The sequence below is a fragment of the Cohnella mopanensis genome, assembly GCF_022352055.1.
GTDB classification, from domain to species: domain Bacteria; phylum Bacillota; class Bacilli; order Paenibacillales; family Paenibacillaceae; genus Cohnella; species Cohnella mopanensis.
Map to the genome: position 1 here is coordinate 252,502 of NZ_JAKRWM010000002.1, position 18,361 is coordinate 270,862.

At 51.3% G+C, this 18,361-nt stretch carries 17 protein-coding genes; 13 read left to right on the forward strand and 4 right to left on the reverse strand.

Annotated elements, in window-relative coordinates; genetic code table 11:
* Nucleotides 1-227 precede the first annotated feature (227 nt).
* Nucleotides 228-1,112 (reverse strand): SDR family oxidoreductase, encoded by an 885-nt coding sequence (locus L3D05_RS05285; RefSeq protein ID WP_239614967.1) that lies wholly within the window; start codon nt 1,110-1,112, stop codon nt 228-230.
* Between the two features lie 161 nt (nt 1,113-1,273).
* Between L3D05_RS05285 and L3D05_RS05290 the strand changes: the two genes are divergently transcribed.
* Nucleotides 1,274-3,382, forward strand: a complete 2,109-nt coding sequence (locus tag L3D05_RS05290; RefSeq protein WP_239614968.1) for a methyl-accepting chemotaxis protein — start codon at nt 1,274-1,276, stop codon at nt 3,380-3,382.
* 45 nt (nt 3,383-3,427) lie between these two features.
* Here the strand turns inward: L3D05_RS05290 and L3D05_RS05295 are convergent, their stop codons facing one another.
* The gene (locus L3D05_RS05295) at nt 3,428-4,834 is read right to left on the reverse strand and encodes a SpoVR family protein (RefSeq protein ID WP_239615343.1); all 1,407 of its coding nucleotides are present in this window, start codon (nt 4,832-4,834) and stop codon (nt 3,428-3,430) included.
* 189 nt (nt 4,835-5,023) lie between these two features.
* Between L3D05_RS05295 and L3D05_RS05300 the strand changes: the two genes are divergently transcribed.
* The 10 genes from L3D05_RS05300 to recQ all read left to right on the forward strand — a co-directional run bounded on the left by L3D05_RS05300 (nt 5,024) and on the right by recQ (nt 13,949).
* Complete coding sequence (locus L3D05_RS05300; protein WP_239614969.1) at nt 5,024-5,602, forward strand: sulfurtransferase TusA family protein; 579 nt, start codon at nt 5,024-5,026, stop codon at nt 5,600-5,602.
* Nucleotides 5,603-5,650: 48 nt separating this feature from the next.
* Nucleotides 5,651-6,832: an MBL fold metallo-hydrolase gene (locus tag L3D05_RS05305; protein WP_439647933.1), complete on the forward strand. Its 1,182-nt coding sequence runs from the start codon at nt 5,651-5,653 to the stop codon at nt 6,830-6,832.
* Nucleotides 6,833-6,846: 14 nt separating this feature from the next.
* Complete coding sequence (locus L3D05_RS05310; protein ID WP_239614970.1) at nt 6,847-7,074, forward strand: sulfurtransferase TusA family protein; 228 nt, start codon at nt 6,847-6,849, stop codon at nt 7,072-7,074.
* Between the two features lie 39 nt (nt 7,075-7,113).
* Nucleotides 7,114-7,905, forward strand: coding sequence for a sulfite exporter TauE/SafE family protein (locus tag L3D05_RS05315; protein ID WP_239614971.1), 792 nt, complete (start codon nt 7,114-7,116; stop codon nt 7,903-7,905).
* A gap of 21 nt (nt 7,906-7,926) precedes the next feature.
* On the forward strand, nt 7,927-8,403 hold the full coding sequence (locus tag L3D05_RS05320; RefSeq protein ID WP_239614972.1) for a DsrE/DsrF/DrsH-like family protein: 477 nt from the start codon (nt 7,927-7,929) through the stop codon (nt 8,401-8,403).
* A gap of 85 nt (nt 8,404-8,488) precedes the next feature.
* On the forward strand, nt 8,489-8,755 hold the full coding sequence (locus tag L3D05_RS05325) for a metal-sensitive transcriptional regulator (protein ID WP_239614973.1): 267 nt from the start codon (nt 8,489-8,491) through the stop codon (nt 8,753-8,755).
* 36 nt (nt 8,756-8,791) lie between these two features.
* Nucleotides 8,792-9,184, forward strand: a complete 393-nt coding sequence (locus L3D05_RS05330) for a rhodanese-like domain-containing protein (RefSeq protein ID WP_239614974.1) — start codon at nt 8,792-8,794, stop codon at nt 9,182-9,184.
* Nucleotides 9,185-9,195: 11 nt separating this feature from the next.
* Nucleotides 9,196-9,585, forward strand: coding sequence for a DUF302 domain-containing protein (locus L3D05_RS05335; RefSeq protein ID WP_239614975.1), 390 nt, complete (start codon nt 9,196-9,198; stop codon nt 9,583-9,585).
* A 195-nt stretch (nt 9,586-9,780) separates the two neighbouring features.
* On the forward strand, nt 9,781-12,129 hold the full coding sequence (helD, locus tag L3D05_RS05340; protein ID WP_239614976.1) for an RNA polymerase recycling motor HelD: 2,349 nt from the start codon (nt 9,781-9,783) through the stop codon (nt 12,127-12,129).
* A 2-nt stretch (nt 12,130-12,131) separates the two neighbouring features.
* Nucleotides 12,132-13,949 (forward strand): DNA helicase RecQ, encoded by a 1,818-nt coding sequence (gene recQ / locus L3D05_RS05345; RefSeq protein ID WP_239614977.1) that lies wholly within the window; start codon nt 12,132-12,134, stop codon nt 13,947-13,949.
* Between the two features lie 235 nt (nt 13,950-14,184).
* Here the strand turns inward: recQ and L3D05_RS05350 are convergent, their stop codons facing one another.
* Nucleotides 14,185-14,793, reverse strand: coding sequence for a 3'-5' exonuclease (locus L3D05_RS05350; RefSeq protein WP_239614978.1), 609 nt, complete (start codon nt 14,791-14,793; stop codon nt 14,185-14,187).
* Between the two features lie 320 nt (nt 14,794-15,113).
* Nucleotides 15,114-16,412: a uracil permease gene (gene uraA, locus L3D05_RS05355; RefSeq protein ID WP_239614979.1), complete on the reverse strand. Its 1,299-nt coding sequence runs from the start codon at nt 16,410-16,412 to the stop codon at nt 15,114-15,116.
* A gap of 247 nt (nt 16,413-16,659) precedes the next feature.
* Between uraA and L3D05_RS05360 the strand changes: the two genes are divergently transcribed.
* Both L3D05_RS05360 and L3D05_RS05365 read left to right on the forward strand, forming a co-directional pair.
* On the forward strand, nt 16,660-17,301 hold the full coding sequence (locus L3D05_RS05360; RefSeq protein ID WP_239614980.1) for a hypothetical protein: 642 nt from the start codon (nt 16,660-16,662) through the stop codon (nt 17,299-17,301).
* A 155-nt stretch (nt 17,302-17,456) separates the two neighbouring features.
* The gene (locus L3D05_RS05365) at nt 17,457-18,272 is read left to right on the forward strand and encodes a lipase family protein (protein WP_369417948.1); all 816 of its coding nucleotides are present in this window, start codon (nt 17,457-17,459) and stop codon (nt 18,270-18,272) included.
* The last annotated feature ends 89 nt before the right edge of the window (nt 18,273-18,361 follow it).

Genomic DNA, 18,361 nt, shown 5'->3' on the forward strand with positions numbered 1-18,361 from the left:
TCCCAGTTAGATACTGGGACAGTCTCTTTTTTTCGCTCAATGATGCAGACTTCGCGGGTTTTGTGACTTCAAAGATAGGCTGCAATCTGCTCCCATTGTCGCAATATGCGACAATGCGAGACGGTTGGGTCGGGTACGGTGCCCCATTGTCGCAATATGCGACTATGAGAGATGGTTGGATCGGGTGCGGCGCCCCATAGTCGCAATATGCGACTATGAGAGACGATTTACCCGTTCACGATCTCGCCGCCGTTAACGTGCAGAACTTGCCCAGCCATGTAAGAAGAATCCTCGCTTGCCAAGTACACGTATGCGGGTGCCAGCTCATCCGGTTGACCGGCGCGCTTCATCGGAGTATCGGCTCCGAATTTGGCGACCGCCTGGGCATCGAAAGTTGACGGGATGAGAGGTGTCCAGATCGGACCAGGAGCAACGGCGTTCACTCGGATGCCTTGCCCGATAAGATTCATAGCCAGCGAACGGGTAAAGGCGACTTGCGCTCCCTTGGTGGCGGAGTAATCGAGCAAGGTTGGGCTTCCCCGATAAGCGGTTACGGAAGTCGTATTGATGATAGTCGAGCCGGCTGCGAGATGGGGAATCGCCGCTTGCGACAAATAGAACATGCCGAATACGTTCGTGCGGAACGTTCTCTCGAGCTGCTGTGGCGTGATTTGCTCCAGCTTATCCAGAGGATGCTGTTCCGCGGCATTGTTGACAACAATGTCGAGTCGACCCAGGCCGGAGACGGTTTGCTCCACGGCTTGCTTACAGAACGCTCGGTCGCCGATATCGCCTTTAATAAGCAGGCAGCGTCGTCCTTCGGCTTCGATTTGGCTTTTGGTTTCATTGGCATCGATATCTTCATTCAGATAGATGATGGCCACGTCGGCTCCTTCTTTGGCATAGATAATGGAAACCGAGCGGCCAATCCCGCTATCCCCTCCGCTGACGATGGCGACTTTCCCCATTAGCTTGCCTGCCGGACGATAAATAGGAGATTCCGCTTCCGGCAGCGGGTTCATATTTTGCTGGATGCCGGGCTGCTGGTTTTGGTGCTGCGGGGGGAAGGAAGTCGGTCTTTGGGGAGTTTGTAAATTTGGTATATCAGCCATGTTGGTTACTCTCCTTTGTTAATAGCGGACGTAAACAAGAACCGATCGACGGTCTCGATAGAGTTAAGTTTTACCGAATGCTTGTTTTTTAAGCAAATGTTCAGAAAAGCTCGAATGCTGTCGATATATATCTCATTCTTGTCGGATGGGGGGTTGTTGTTTTGAGCAAAAAAATCAAACTTTCGTTAATATTCAAATTCATCGTAGTTTTTACCGTGTTTTTGGGCGGTATATTCGTCATCATGGTGCAGCTTAATCTCAACAATCTCAAAAGCGTAAGCATCAGCAAAGGGGAGCTCGAAGCTAAAACCGTTAGCCAGGAGTACGGTTTGTCATTCCGCAAAACGCTCGTCGGACTTCAGCATGAACTCGAAATGCTTTCTCTTGTATTGCAAAACGCGAATAAGACCCAATCCTTTTCTCGCGAAGAAGTTGTCGACCTTCTAAGAAAAATGCTGGAGGCAAATCCGAATGTACTGGGGACCTATACGTTATGGGAGCCTAACGCATTCGACGGGAAGGATGCGGAACATATAAGCAAGAGCTCTTATGAGGACGAAACGGGTCGACTTATTCCCTATGTGGTGCGAAACCGAGATCAAATCGTCGTAGAGCCGGTTAAAAATTATGAAACTCCAGGGGACGGGGATTTCTATCTGTTGCCTAAGAAAAATAAGAAAGTGACTTTAATGGAGCCTTATTCGTACGACATTGACGGAAAAACCGTTCAACTAACTTCGTTAATCGTTCCCATTCTGGATAAAGAGAATCGTTTCCTAGGTATGGTGGGAGCAGATTTCGCTCTGGACTCTCTGCAGGTAGCCGCGGCGAACTATAAACCGCTGGGCGGATACGTAACGATTGTGTCGGGGCAAGGCAATTATGTTGCGAATTCTGCTCATCCGGACCTTATCTCGAAGCCCTTCGGAGATCAAGAGGATAAAGCGAAGCTATTCGCTAGCGTCGTCGCAGGAGAAACTTCCCAAGGCTACACGAAAGACGTAGAGGGAAATACGGTGCTTAGGATGTTCTTGCCTATTCATTTGGATGGCAGCGACGACGTCATGTATGCCGAAACCGTTATTCCCAAGAACAAAATTATGGAATCGTACAATAAGAGCAAGACCGCTACGCAATTGATCAGCGCGGCGGCTTTGATCGTAATGGGGCTTGTCCTTGCGCTTTCGATCCGGCGTTTGGTCACTAGCCATCTGCGCGTGCTTGTTCGAAGCATGAAAAGCATGGCGGAAGGGGACTTGACTCAGAAGGTTGAAGTGCTAACCAAGGATGAATTCGGAGAGCTTGCCAAAGATTACAACCACATGACCGGAGAATTGCGTGGCATGTTCCATCTCGTTCACGATCTCTCCTTGTCGGTAGGGGCCACTTCCGAGCAACTGACGGCTAGCGCTGAACAAACAAGCCTAGCATCCGAGACGATCGCTCGTTCGATTGAGCAGGTAGCATCAGGATCGGTTACGCAAGACCGTTATGTGAAAGAAACCGCGACCGCCATGTCCGAGATGTCCGCCGGCATCCAGAGAATCGCGGATTCGACTTCCGCGGTATCCGCTTCCGCACAAGAAGTACAGTCTCAAACCGAGCTCGGTAATTCGCGTTTGCGCGAAGCCGGGGAGCAAATGGAGCGAGTCCGAAATACGGTGTCCGAAGCTGAACGGGTGATGGACCAGTTGGGCGAGCGCTCCAAAGAAATCGGAGGCATCGTCGATTTGATTTCCCGAATCAGCTACCAGACCAATTTGCTGGCGCTGAACGCTGCTATTGAAGCGGCAAGGGCAGGGGAGCACGGCCGCGGTTTCGTCGTCGTTGCCGCGGAAATACGCAAACTCGCGGATCAGACTTTTAAAGCGACCGAACAAATCACCGGATTAATTCAGGTTGTTCAGGATGAAACGGCCAATGCCACGAAAATGATGAAGCTCGGTACAATGGAAGTAAAATCGGGAGAGCAGCATGTCGTTGAATGTTCGGCGTTATTCCGGGCTGTCGCCGATGAGATGTCACGGGTAGGCGAGCAGATCCAAGAGGTATCTGCGACGTCGGAGCAAATGAATGCAAGCTCCGAGCAAGTAAACGCATCGGTCGGGGAGTTGGCACGGCTTGCGGGGGAAGCTTCCGATAATTCGCAAAGCGTCGCCGCCGCTTCCGAAGAACAGCTTGCTTCGATGGAGGAGATCGCTTCTTCCTCAGTAGCGCTTAGCCACATGGTTCAAGAATTAATGGAGAAGCTTGCACGCTTCAAAATCTAATAACGGAAGGGCAGCTTGAGTCAATCGGGCTGCCCTTTGCGTTACTTACACGCTTTTTCGTGTCGTCTTCTTCCCGTCGCAAGTAAAAACGATTTTCTTGTCATCCGTGATGCTCTCCAGATGAACTTGTTTGCCCCATAACTGAACCAGGTAGGGGAGCGTGCGCTCAACGTACTTCAGGTCGAGCTCGGTTCCTTCGTAACTATGGGTAATATAAAGTTCTCCATTCCGCTGATAGTCCGCGTCCGATACTTCCAAATAAGGAAAACCGCCGTTTACCCGCGAGTATACGAGTTGATCGCGAATCGTTTCCCACGTCTTGTCGGTAATTTTCCACTCTTGGCCCTTCTTCTCGAAAATGTACAGATCCAGCTCCTCCGTCAGCTCTTTCGTTAAGTAATTGCGGAGGAAGGACGGATCGGAATCGAGTTCCCGAACTTCGAATATTTTCTCCTGTCCGAATCTCTTCTCGATATCCTCGAATATTTTGAGTCCCAAATAATAAGGGTTTAAGGAATGGCGGGAAGGCTGCACGACGGCGGAATTGAGCTTGGCGTATTCGATCGTTTCCTCGCTCGTGAGCGGAAGCTCTCTCATGATTTTCTGATGCCAGTAGGAAGCCCAACCTTCATTCATGATTTTCGTCTCGATCTGGGGCCAGAAGTAAAGCATTTCTTCCCGCAGAATGCTCATGATGTCGCGTTGCCAATCCTCCAAGTGGGGCGAGAATTCCTGGATAAACCAGACGATGTCTTTCTCCGGGTTCACGGGAAACTTGTGCGGATCGACGATTTCATCGAGCTGGCTGTTCCCTTTGCCGTCCTCCTCGAAGCTCTCCAAGTCCCATAAATCCTCATAAGGTGAAGAGGGGCGCGAGGAACTGCGGTCCTTGTTTTTGTCGCGCCTCATCTGAGACTCCAAGTAATGCTTCTTGTCTAAGCCGTAAGGCTTATGAATGACGGGGTCGACATGCTCCTGTATGGCCATGACTGCGTCGAGAAAACGTTCGACCTGGACGGTGCCGTGTTCGATCTCGTACTGGCTGATCCTCTCGGCGGCGGCTGACATGCTCTCTACCATATTGCGGTTGGATCTGGAAAAGCGGGCGTTGTTCTTGAAGAAATCGCAGTGCGCGAGCACGTGGGCGACGATTAGCTTGTTCTGTACCAAGGAATTGCCGTCGAGAAGGAATGCGTAACATGGGTTGGAGTTAATGACGAGCTCGTAAATTTTACTTAGGCCGAGGTCATACTGCATCTTCATCCGGTTAAAGGTTTTTCCGAAACTCCAATGGCTGAAGCGGGTAGGCATCCCGTAAGCGCCAAAGGTATAAATGATATCCGACGGGCAAATCTCATAACGCATCGGATAGAAATCGAGTCCGAAACGTTCCGCAATCTCCGTAATCTCAGTTATGGCGCTTTCGAGTTCCTGTTGTTCTTCGTCGCGCATCATGCTAAGCCAAGCCCCCTGTCCTGAACAAAGATTTCACCACCTTATGTATATGTGGGAACCGGCGGGAGTGTGTTGACAATTTCGAGGTGAACGTTTATGATGATCTACATACCCCACAGGGTATAAAATTTTGCAAAAAATAATACCCCATAGGGTATACGGAAAACTAAGGAGGAATCACTCGCAATGACAAAAACATTTACGGCTAATCAGGTGTTGGATTGCAAGGGCCTAGCTTGCCCGATGCCCATCGTTAAAACTAAGAAAGCGATAGACGGCTTGCAACCGGGCGAAGTCATCGAGATGCAAGCGACGGACGTTGGTTCTCTCGCGGACATTCAGGGGTGGGCCAAAAACACCGGCCATCAATATTTAGGCACTTTACGCGAAGGGGGAGTGCTGAAGCATTTTATTCGGAAAGCTTCGCCCGAGGAGATGAAGGAAGAAGTTCCTTTCTCCCCGGAAAGCACGAATGACCAAGTGATAAGCTTGCTGGCAGAAGGAAGCGATGCGGTTATTCTCGATGTGAGGGAGCCCGCGGAATTCGCCTTCAACCATATTCCGGGCGCGATCTCCATTCCGCTTAGCGAACTGGAAAGCCGTATGAACGAGCTTGACCCAAGCAAGGAGTTCTACGTCATCTGCCGGACCGGGAGAAGAAGCGGGTTAGCTTGCCAACAGCTAAACGAGAAGGGCTACAAGGTAAGTAACGTGATGCCCGGCATGACGGCATGGACCGGACCGACGGAGCAAACAGAACAATAATCGTGATGAACGGGCCGAATAAAAACCACATCCAGGAGGTTAACGAAAATGAATAATGAGAACGTAAAGACCGCCGACAATGCCGATATGAACCATCAAGCTGTCCCGATGAGCGCGCAGGAAATCGCCCGGGCGGTCATCGACCGTAAATCGCTCTTTATTTTAGACGTACGTAACGCGGACGCTTATGCGGATTGGAAAATCGAAGGCACTCAAATAAATAGCATCAACGTTCCCTATTTCGAGCTGTTGGAAGGCGTCGAATCCGTTCTTCCATTACTGCCCGACAATAGTCCGGTACTCGTCGTATGCGCTAAGGAAGGCTCGTCGAAATTCGTCGCCGAGCAGCTCGTGGATGCGGGGCGAGACGATGTCCATTACTTGGAAGGCGGCATGAAGGCATGGAGCGAACATCTGGAGCCGGTGAAAGTCGGCGACCTGAAGGATGGCGGCGAGCTCTACCAATTCGTGCGATTGGGCAAAGGGTGTCTGTCGTATATGGTTCTGTCTGACGGAGAAGCGGCTGTCGTGGATACTTTGAGAATGACCGAGGTATTCGAGAAATTCGCCAAAGAGAAGGGCGCTCGCATTAAACACACGCTGGACACGCATCTGCATGCGGATCACATCTCAGGCGGGCGTAAGCTAGCCGAGGAATCCGGCGCGGACTACTGGTTACCGCCGAAAGACGCGGATGAAGTTGTTTTCTCCTATAATCCGCTTGAAGACGGGCAGACGCTCACGGTCGGCAATACGGAAATCGCGATTCAGCCGGTATACTCCCCGGGGCATACAATCGGAAGTACTTCGCTGGTCGTCGATGATCAATATTTGCTAAGCGGAGACATTCTATTCGTCGCGTCGATCGGGCGTCCCGATCTGGCAGGGAAGGCCGGAGACTGGGCAGGCGATTTGAGATCGACGCTGTACGAAACATACAGAAGCTTATCCGAAGAGCTGACGGTGCTTCCTGCCCATTTCGGTCAATTAAGCGAGTTAGGCGAGGATGGGAGAGTGTCGGCGAAGCTGGGAGATCTATATGCCAACAATCCCGGCTTGAACATGGAAGAGGAAACGACGTTCAGGCAAGCGGTAACGACGAACCTGCCTTCCCAACCTAACGCCTATCAAGAAATTCGCAGAACGAACATGGGTTTGATCCAGCCTGATGATGAAGAACAACGCGAGATGGAGATCGGGCCGAACCGTTGCGCGATCCACGACAAATAAGGAGGATAAACAAAATGAATATCGACGTACGCGTAGACACGAAAGGAATGGCTTGTCCGATGCCGATCGTGAAAGGAAAAAAAGCATTGGATGGCATGCAGCAAGGCCAAATCTTGGAATTGCTTTCGACGGACAAAGGGGCATTGAACGATTTTCAGGCTTGGGTGAAGAAATCCCCGAACGAATGGATTTCGCACGAGGAATCAAACGGCGTTCACCGCTTCCTCATTCGCAAAGGTTAATGCAACCACGTAATTCAACTTGAGAGGGGGCATGAAACGATGGATTTCAACTTAGACTGGGGGCTCATTGCGGTTCTATTCGCGATCGGTTTCGTCGGATCGATGATCTCGGGCATGGTGGGAATCGGAGGTTCGATCATCAAGTATCCGATGTTGCTCTATATCCCGCCGGCGTTGGGCTTCGCGGCGTTCACCGCCCAGGAGGTATCTGCGATTAGCGCGGTACAGGTTTTCTTCGCGACGATAGCTGGCGTATTCGCTTTCCGTAAAGGCGGTTTTATCAATAAAGCCCTTGTTATGGTGATGGGTGTTGCCATCGTCGTCGGAAGCTTTGCGGGTGGATATGGATCCAAATTCCTTTCCGACTCTGCGATCAACGTCACTTATGCCGTCTTGGCGCTTATCGCTGCCATCATGATGTTTTTTCCGAAAAAGGCAGAAGAAAATGGGGATTTCACGAAGTTGACGTTCAACAAGCCGTTGGCATTCGTGCTCGCTGGCATAATCGGGATCGTGTCTGGTATCGTCGGAGCGGCAGGAGCTTTCATAACTGTTCCGGTCATGTTGGTCATTCTGCGCATCCCGACAAGGGTGGCGATCGCGTCCTCCTTGGCCATCACGTTCATTTCGTCGATCGGCTCAACGGCAGGCAAGCTGCTCGGCGGTCATATGCTGCTCGTCCCATCGGTTGTCATGGTAATCGCGAGCTTGCTTGCAGCCCCGTTGGGGGCGCTGATCAGCAAAAAAATCAATACGAAAGCTCTGCAATGGATCCTGATCGCTCTCATTACGGCTACGGTCGTGAAAATATGGACGGACTTATTATTCTAACTAATAGGAGGAATCGATGAAATGGAAAAGGAACAAACGACGATAGTCCTCTTCAGCGGGGATTTGGATAAAGCGATTGCCGCATTCATCATAGCCAACGGCGCTGCGGCATACGATCACGACGTTACGATTTTCTTTACTTTCTGGGGACTGAATACGATGCGTAAGGACGAGGTTGTTAAGACTGAAAAAGGCTTGCTGGAGAAAATGTTCGGCTGGATGATGCCGCGAGGCGCGAACAAGCTCGGTCTTTCCAATATGAATATGATGGGCATGGGTCCCAAAATGATCAAGCACGTCATGAAGAAGCATAATGCGCTTACGCTTCCGCAATTGATCGAAATGGCTCAGGAGCAAGGCGTCAAGCTCGTCGCGTGCACGATGACAATGGATTTGCTCGGTTTGAAGCAGGAAGAGTTGATCGACGGCATGGAGCTGGCAGGCGTAGCTGCTTACCTAGGTGACGCAACGAATGCGAAAGTGAATCTGTTCATCTGATCGGACATGGCGCGTCTCTTTTTTTTGGATTATAATATACCCAACAGGGTATGTTGCGCCAAATAAACGAGGAGGTATGGACGAGATGGCATATGAATACAACGATGATCTGAAAAAGAGATTAAAGCGACTGGAAGGACAAGTGCGCGGAGTTCTCCGGATGATGGAAGAACGGAAAGACTGCAAGGACGTCATCACTCAGTTGTCTGCGGTGAGGAGCGCCGCCGACAAGGCGATCGCCACGATCGTGGCAGAAAATCTGGAGCAATGCATCATCGCCGAGCAAGAGATGGGCGGAGATACGAAGAACGTGGTCAAACAAGCGATTGAACTGCTAGTGAAAAGCCGGTAGCGTCGTCGCATCTAACCCTGAAAGGGGGAATGGTTAATGGAACTATCGACGATACTAGGTTTATTGCTCATCGTCGTTATCGTAATGCTTGTGATTAGAGGATTTTCGTCATCGAAGGGCTTGTCCAATTATAATGCAGAGCAATTCGGCGAACGTTTAGCAGGGAATGCTAAAGCGATGCTAATCGATGTTAGAGAGGTTGCGGAATTCCGGAGCGGGCACCTGCCGAGAGCGATTAACATCCCGCTATCCCAGCTTCAAAATCGGATCGGCGAGGTTGCCAACGTCAAGGATCGCGAAGTGCTGCTTTATTGCCGGAGCGGCATGCGTAGCAAACGGGCGGCCGCTATACTACGAGGTCATGGCTTGGAGCGCTTGGGACATCTTCAAGGCGGAATCATGTCCTGGAGGGGTAAAATTACGAATTAACGGAGGATGAGATGGACTTCCATTATACGGTCGAGACGGACAAGAGCGTCGAAGAAGCGATAGCGGCATTGGAAGGGCACTTGAAGGAACGAAGCTTCGGCATCTTGTGGCAGTTGGACCTTCCGGCGAAGCTTAAGGAAAAAGGCATCGATTCCTATACGGAGCCCTATCGCATACTCGAAGTGTGCAATCCGCGCGAAGCTGCCAAAGTTCTTGGGGACAATGAATTGGCAGGTTATTTTCTTCCCTGTAAGATTGTCGTCTATAGGCGGGACGGGATGACGAAGATCGGGTTACCTAGACCGGGAGCGCTTATGCGGCTTTTGGAAGACGAACGCTTGCAGGAAACCGCGGAGAGCATTGAACAAGTGCTTGTCGACGTATTGAATAGAAGCAAATAAGCGCAGGATAGAGGGCCTCGCACAATGCGAATTGTGCGAGGTTTTGCTATGTTTAGGTTGAAATTTACATTTTGGGCCGGAAAGGTTGCACTCGCTCCATGAGCGTGTTACAACATAGAATACGAAGGTTTTGCGTATACGATTAGTAAGTATTAGTAAGTATCAAGTGCTTGAATTTGGGAGCTGAGAAATGTGGTGAACGAACCGAATTCGCCTCGGGACGAGGAAGAGAAGCGGTTGTTAGTCGTACTGGAGCAAGTAAGCAGACGGATGCACAAGGAGCTTGCTCATCTCGGAGATCGGCGCGAGGATGTCGTCGGCATACGCCAGGAGTTCTGGGACGACGTGCGGATGAATTTCTCCGATTCGACGGAAGTCGGCGAAACTTGGAGCAGCATCATGCAGCAGGCAGAACTGTTAGCAGAACGGGAACGCAGTCACCGGGTGGCATCGGAAGCGGTGGAGCGGCTTACGAAACAGTTCGATTCGCCCTATTTTGCGCGTATCGACTTCGCGGAGAATGGCATGGGAACCGAAGTGATCTACATCGGACGCGCTTCTCTTGTCGGCGAAGACGAGGAGACGTTCTACGTATATGATTGGCGCGCCCCTGTATCCAGCCTGTTCTACGATCATGAGCCAGGCCCCGCCACCTATCGCGTTCCGGACGGAGAAATAACGGGAGAGCTTGCGCTCAAGCGGCAGTTCGTCATTCGCGGCGGACAAATGAAGCATATGTTCGATACGTCCGAGACAGTCGGGGACGAGATCCTGCAGGCTGTCCTATCCGAGGGATCGGATACGTCGATGAAGAGCATCGTTGCTACGATACAGAAAGAACAGAACTGGATAATTCGGGATGAGAAGCACAAGCTGCTTGTCGTTCAAGGGGCAGCGGGAAGCGGGAAAACGTCGGCGGCTTTGCAACGGATCGCCTACTTGCTTTACCGGTTTCGAGGGACGCTCGGTTCGGATCAGATCATTCTTTTCTCCCCGAATCCGGTGTTCAAAGGTTATATTTCCAACGTTTTGCCTGACCTGGGCGAGGCGAATATGCGACAAATGACGTTCCGCGAATTAATCGAAGCGAGATTAGGCCGGAGATACGAGGTAGAGGATCTATTCTCGCAGACGGAAAATATCGAGGCGGCCGACGGAACTTCGTTAGGCGATGCAAGGGAGCGTGCTATCCGGTATAAGGGCTCGGAGCATTTCTTCGTCACGGTCGAAAATTATTTGAAACGGCTGGAACGAGATGGAATCCAATTCCGTCCTTTGCGATTCCGCACAGAGACGATCGCATCGGCGGAAGAGATCTCGCAGGTGTTTTACGGCATTCGCGCTTCCGAAGGCTTCGGCACAAGAGCGGCGGGCGCTCGCCGCTGGCTTCTGGAGAAGCTGAACGCCTGGATCGATTCGCAAATGAATGAGCCATGGCTGGAAGAAGCAGCCGAGCTGGTGGACAGCGAAGACGTGCAACGGGCGTACGTCGATGTCCGGCGAAGCGGCGGGTTCCATGATGAAGTATTCGACGACGAAGAGAAGATGAGCGCGAGAATCCGAAGACGGGTCGCGGAGGAGGCAATCGCTCCGTTGGTGAAGGCGGCACGGGGTTATCGGTTCCTCGATGCGATCGGAACTTATCGCCAACTGTTCGAGAGCCGTTCGCTGTTCACGGAATGTGCCCCTGACGGTAAACTGCCGCTCGGCTGGGAATGGATGCTGCAGCGGGCGGAAGAAACGATGGGCCGCAAGATCATCGATCATGAGGATGCGACTCCGCTTATGTACGTGTCCGAGGCGTTGGAAGGCTTCCGCAGGGTAGAAGGCGATATTCTTCATGTCTTCGTGGACGAAGCGCAGGATTATTCGCCGTTCCAGGCGGCTTATCTGCGGCGGCGGTATCCTCGCGCTCGGTTAACCGTGCTTGGGGACTTCAACCAAGCGATCTATCTCCAATCGCAGGAGAGCGGCGGCTTCGGCGGATGGACGCGGCTCATGGCACCGGAGGTGACCTCCGTGCTTCGGTTGACGACAAGTTATCGATCTACTGAGCAAATCGTGGAATATACGAAAGGTATTTTAACGGCGGAGGACGCGGCGGGAATTACTCCTTTTCAGCGCAAAGGAGAGGCGCCGAAGGTCATGGCATGCAAGGATGGCGGCCAGCTTGGCGAGAAGATGGCGTCCGATATCATCGAGCTGCTTGCGCGCGGATACGGTACGATCGGCGTTATTACGAAGACGGCGCACGAAACGGGCAATGCATCGGCGCTGCTGAAGGAACAATTGCCGGACGAAGTGTCGATAGCGCTCGTCACAGGCGGGGCTGCCGAGCTTCCGAAGGGCGTGTCGGTACTTCCTTCCTACTTGGCGAAAGGCATCGAGTTCGACGCCGTCCTCGTGTGGGATGCTTCATCCGCGAGCTACGGTAAAGAAAAGGATCGTAAATTGTTATATACGGTCTGTACTCGTGCCCTTCACGTTCTGCACATCTACCATACTGGCGAAGCTTCTCCTTGGCTTCCTATACAAGGAGAATGACAATGAATGCAGCAGCTATTGAAGCGTTAAAAACTTATTACGGTTATGATCGGTTCCGCGAAGGGCAGTCCACGTTGATCGAGGCAATCTTGAACGGGAGAGACGTGTTGGGCATCATGCCTACGGGAGCGGGAAAGTCGATTTGTTATCAAATTCCGGCGATTCTGCTCCCCGGAGTGACTTTAGTGATCTCACCGCTGATCTCTCTCATGAAGGACCAAGTGGATTCGCTGAACTCGGCCGGAATTGAAGCAACCTATATTAATAGCTCGCTATCCGTGAAAGAAACGAACGACAGGATGCGAGATGTGGCCGCCGGACATTACAAGCTGCTGTACGTGGCGCCGGAGCGGCTGGAATCCGAATATTTTCGCGAGTTAGTTCGCCAGCTAGAAGTTCCTCTTATCGCGGTGGATGAAGCGCATTGTGTCTCCCAGTGGGGGCATGATTTTCGGCCGAGTTACATGACGATCGTTCGACTGTTGCGGGATATCGAGCCGCGGCCGGTTATGGCGGCATTCACGGCTACCGCGACGGATGTGGTCAAGGACGATATCGTGGATCGGCTTAGGTTGAAGGAGCCCGTTAGAATTACGACCGGGTATGCCCGCGACAACTTGGCGATGTCCGTCGTTCGAAATGCGGACAAGCGGGATTACGTCGCCAGATTCATTAAAGAGCATTCGGACCAAGCCGGCATTATCTATGCTTCTACTCGCCGCGAGGTGGAGAGCGTGTTCTCGTTCGTTCATGGGATGGGAGTTCCCGTCGGAAAATACCACGCGGGTCTGAGCGAGGAAGAGCGAGCTCGTACCCAGGATGCTTTTCAGAGGGATGACGTGCAAGTCATTGTGGCGACGAACGCGTTCGGGATGGGCATCGACAAGTCAAACGTTCGTTTTGTTATTCATAACAATATGCCGAAAAACCTCGAAGCTTATTATCAAGAAGCCGGACGCGCGGGCCGTGACGGGGATCCGGGAGAGTGCGTGCTGTTATTCTCGCCACAGGATGTCGTCACTCAGAAGTTCTTTATCGAGCAGAGTGAGGCGGGCGAAGAGCGGAAACAAAACGACTATCGGCTGCTGAACGACATGGTTCAATATGCGCATACCGGAGAATGTTTGCAGCTGACGATCGTGCGATACTTCGGAGAAGAAAATGCTCACAATTGCGGCACATGCGCGAACTGTACGGATACTCGAGAGCAGAAAGACGTGACGGAGGAAGCGAAATATATTTTCGCTTGCATATCGGAAATGAAACAACGGTTCGGGGTAACACTCACGGCGAAGGTGCTGCGTGGCGCGAACGACGCGAAGATCCGACAATTTAACTTTGATCGGCTCAGGTCTTACGGGCTGTTGAAACACATTCCGGAGAAGCAGTTGACGCAGCTCATTCATGCGCTTGTTGCGGACGGATATTTGCGTATGTCGGATACGGCGTATCCCGTTGTACAGTTAACGGAGCAAGTTCTCGACGTTATGAAAGGGAAAACGCAAGTTTATCGCCGGGTAGAGCCGGAAGCTCCTCCGGTAACCCGTTCGAGCGGCAAGTACGGTTCGTCCCGTTCAGGCGGAGCAGCCGTGTCGGTTGCGAACGCGGAGCTGTTCAATGCGCTGCGCCAGCTTCGTAAAAAAATCGCCGACGCCGAAGGCTTGCCGCCGTTCGTTATTTTCCACGATGCAACCCTGCGGGAAATGTGCGAGGCGATGCCGACGACGGAGAGAGCGATGCGCTCGGTCAAAGGAATCGGCGATGCGAAATTCGAGAAATACGGGTACGCGTTCCTAGAACTCATTCGGCAATATGAATAAACAAGAGGCTTGTTCTCGGATTTACTTCGCGAGCAAGCCTCTTTTTGAGTTGGGAAAATCTTATTACAGCACAGGGAGCGCCCTGTTGAGCAGCTGTAGTCCGGGCAAAACCTAACTACAGCGCACTAATGTAGCCCAAAGGTCCATGTAGTCCGGTAAAACCTAACTACATCCCTACAAACTAGTACATAACATAAGAGCGCAGAGAGTCTGTCCCTCGAGATCATGCGTACTATCATGCGTACTTAATCTCGATAGGCACAATGCTCGCTTGTTGAGGGTACCACTTGGGTACTCCGAATTTTTTCATGTAGCCAAGTACGTTTAAGTCGCTCTCCACGCTTTGTTCCTCGTTCATTTTCTCGAGCAATTTCCAGCATGCGTAGACGTCGTTGAGCGAACGATGAGCCCCTTCGAGGACGATGCCGTAGCGGTTACACATTTCTTGCAGGTTATGGGGATATGTATGCCTGGCTCTAGCAATCGTTAACGTATCCAAGAAAGAGTTCTTAAAGGAACGGCTAGCTAACCTGTTCAACGCGTGATGCAAGAAGCTCAGGTCGAACATGGCGTTATGGGCGACGATGACGCTGTCTCCGATCATGCGGTTGAGGATGCGGAAAGCCGTTTCCTCGTCCATTCCGTTAACGAGATCGGCTGAAGTAATTCCGGTAATCTCCGTAATCTTAGGCGGTAGAGCGCCGTCGAAGCGGATGAGCGTTTGAAACTGGCTGACGATCTCGCCGCCATAGCAACGAATGGCCGCCATCTCGATCACGCGATCGCGGGACGGATCAAGTCCGCTAGTCTCGAAGTCTAGCACGGTAATGTTGTCTAGCAGCATAACAGGGGCCTCCTCTTCCATTTGCTGAAACTGATGAGTCTACATTACCATAACAAACCTATGAAAACCTTATTTATTGAAGCGACCATCCGGTAAGATCGACGCGTAATCCGTCGGGTTGTACAGTTCGATAAACCATGGGATACTGCAACTACGGTATCCGTAGCTAAACCGGCACCACAAACTTGATTAATAATCACATGCGGTACGTTTACGTCATAATTTCCGTTTAAGTCGTATGGCGTACCCGGTAAAATAGGCACCGTTACCTGTTCATCAAACAGGTGACGGCGCCTATTTCGTGTTGTTATTTCAGAAGCTTACTTTTTCTCTTCGGCTGTTTCGTTGTCGTTGGACAGTTTGGTAATCTCGAACAGCTTGAACAATATGCTGAACACGATTGCGACGACCGTTGCGAGCGCCATGCCCGACAGCGTGAAATTCCCCGATTTGATCGTGACGCCGCTTAACCCGGTAACCAACACGATTGTGGTTAAGAACAGGTTGGTCGGCTTACCATAATCGACCTTCGATTCGACGAGCATCCGGAAGCCGGACGCGGCGATTACACCGAACAGCAGCAAGGAAACGCCGCCCATGACCGCGACCGGAATGTGGGAGATGAGGGCCGAGAATTTACCGAGGAACGACAGAACGATCGCGAATACGGCAGCGCCGCCGATGACGAAGGTGGAGTAGACGCGAGTAATCGCGAGGACCCCGATATTTTCCCCGTAAGTCGTATTGGGCGTGGAACCGACGAAACCGGAGATCATCGTAGAGATCCCGTTGCCGAGCAGCGAACGGTGAAGCCCCGGATCTTTGGACAAATCTTTATCGACGATGTTGCCGGTCACGATCAGATGCCCGATATGCTCCGCTACGACGACAAGCGCGGCAGGGATAATGACCAGAATAGCAGACCATTCGAACACGGGAGTCGTAAACGTAGGCGAATCGATCCAAGCGGGTTCGTTCAAGAAACCGAACTTTACCATTCCCATCAAATATCCGACTACATATCCGGTAATGATACCGACCAGAATCGGAATGATGCGCATGAATCCTCTAAAGACAATGTTGCCTAGAATCGTAACGAGCATCGTAATGACCGACAGGATGATCGTATTCCTGTCAGGCGTCCAGTCAGGATCGCCATTGGAAATCCAGCCCGCCATTCGCGCAGCTACAGGGATTAACTCCAACCCGATAACCGCAACGATCGCGCCCATAGCGGCCGGAGGGAATACGACGTTAATCCAAGCGGTGCCAGCGTATTGAATAACGATCGCAAGCAGGGTGAAGATCAAGCCCGCGACGATAAAGCCGCCTAGCGCTGCAGCGTAACCATCTCCGCCCGATGCATGGGTGGCGATAACCGCGCCTGCGGGTGTAATAAAGGCGAAGCTCGATCCCAAATACGCGGGTATTTTGCCTTTGCAGATAAACAGATAGAGCAGAGTGCCTATCCCGTTCATCAGTAAGCATACTGCCGGATCCACGTGCAGTAAGTTCGGAACAAGCACCGTCGAGCCGAACATGGCGAACAGATGCTGCAAGCTCAGCGTTAAGCTTTGTCCGAGTGGGGGTCTTTCGTGAACCCCGATTTCGCGTTTCATAGTTTCGTTTTCCTCCAAGTCGTTATGTTACTTTCGACAATTTCATTGTTGATTCTACCTATTGCGCTATCCTTTTGGCAAGCGCTTTCTATCATGTTGTTTCGGTTACTAGGGCTATTCCCATCTTTTTCTTCTATAGATATCATTCAATTCGACGTCCGGATCACACAGTTGCTACTGCTCTTTCGCTTGATATGGGATATAATAAAGGGTAGCGAGCTTTCTATAGTCATGAGGAGGATTTACCTTGAACCAAACGATTACGATTAATAAAAAAGAAGTAGCCGTCACCTTCAGCAACTATTTCGACTCCGAGCTGGGCGAGTTTTTGTTCAAACAGGTGATGTGCGACGTCTATATGCCAGGCAACGAAGTGGTACCGATCGACATCGAGAAAGAGCAGATCAAACGCGTAATCGAAGGCTTCAAGAAACGCAAAGAACTCCACGATGAAATTCCCAAGGAAAATATTCGCGGGAAATCTTACTATGTCATCAACTCCAGAATGCGTTACGATCTGGATTGGATGAAAGGCAACAAGCCTGCGAGACCGATGTCTCTGGCGGAGCACGAGAAGCTTAAAGCCGACGAAGCGCTAGGAATTAAACGTCCGGCTGTCGTCGAACAACCCGAAGAAACGCCGGAGATGGAAGCCCCTCAAGCGGAGCCGAAGGCACCTGAATATACCGATAACCGGAGGAAATATTTGCTTTCCAAAGGCTTCAAACATAATCTGCTTACGGACAATTGGGAAGTGAAAGACATCCGGTTTCCCGATTCCAAAATAGACAAGAGCGCCTCGGACGAAGAGTTCGCGGAAGGCATGAATCGATTGCTGGAGGCCTCGTACCAGAATCACTTGAAGCGGAGAAGCAAATCCAAATCATAGAACGCGGAACGAACCGTTCTCTCAGCTAGCTGGGAGCTACGGTTTTTATTTTTCCCTCCATTAGCTTCGGCGATTCCGGCGATAGCTAGGCACCTCTTGCATTGTTTCCTAATAGTGTATGGGAAAGAGATGATGTTAAAGAGGAGCGTATGCCGATGAGCGGATTCGATAACCGGACGGCCATCTTCTTGGCTTCCGTATGCAGTCAAACTTATGAGCATTTTAACGATCCGAACGGGCAATTCGTTATTCCGTATTCTTATGAGATGGTCGAGGGAATTCGCGCGAGATCGCTGACAGGCGTTACGGAGAAATTCGGCTTTATTCTTCAGTCCGATAGTCACGTGATTGTCGCGTTTCGGGGAACGAGCACGACGACCGATTGGATATCCGACGCGATGGCGAGTCAAGTCAAATTCAAGAGCGTGCCTAATACGGGACTTACCCATCGCGGATTTTCGAACATCTATTACTCGGCAAGGGAATCGATATTGACGGTTCTAGACGGCCTATCCGCAGACAAAACGTTATACGTTACCGGGCATAGCCTGGGAGGGGCGTTAGCCACCTTATGCGCGTTAGACGTTGCCGTTAATTCCCCCTTCACTTTCCCGATCGTCTATACTTTCGGTTCCCCTAGGGTAGGCGATCCTAAGTTTACGAATGCTTATGGGGAAACGGTAGATGAGAGCTTCCGCGTTCAGAACCGCTATGATGTCGTGACGCATCTTCCGCCTAAGACGTATAAGCCGCCTAGGAGGGAAAAGACGTTCAGCTATAAACATGTAAGCCAGGCGGAGGGGCTTGTCTTTCACAACGGATCGGTTCCCGGCAATCACGTAATCAGCAGCTATTACGAAGCGCTTGCCCGGCGGGATCCTCTCTTCGCGGAGCAATTGAGCTTAATGAATCCCGGGTTGTGTCCTAGCTCTTCAAGGTACGTATTCAAACAAGATCATTCCCTCCTATAAACCCGTAGAAAATTTGTTCTTTACAACTTTTTAATTCCGAGTTATCCTATTGGATATATTATTGTTTGGCCGATGAGGTCCTATCGCGG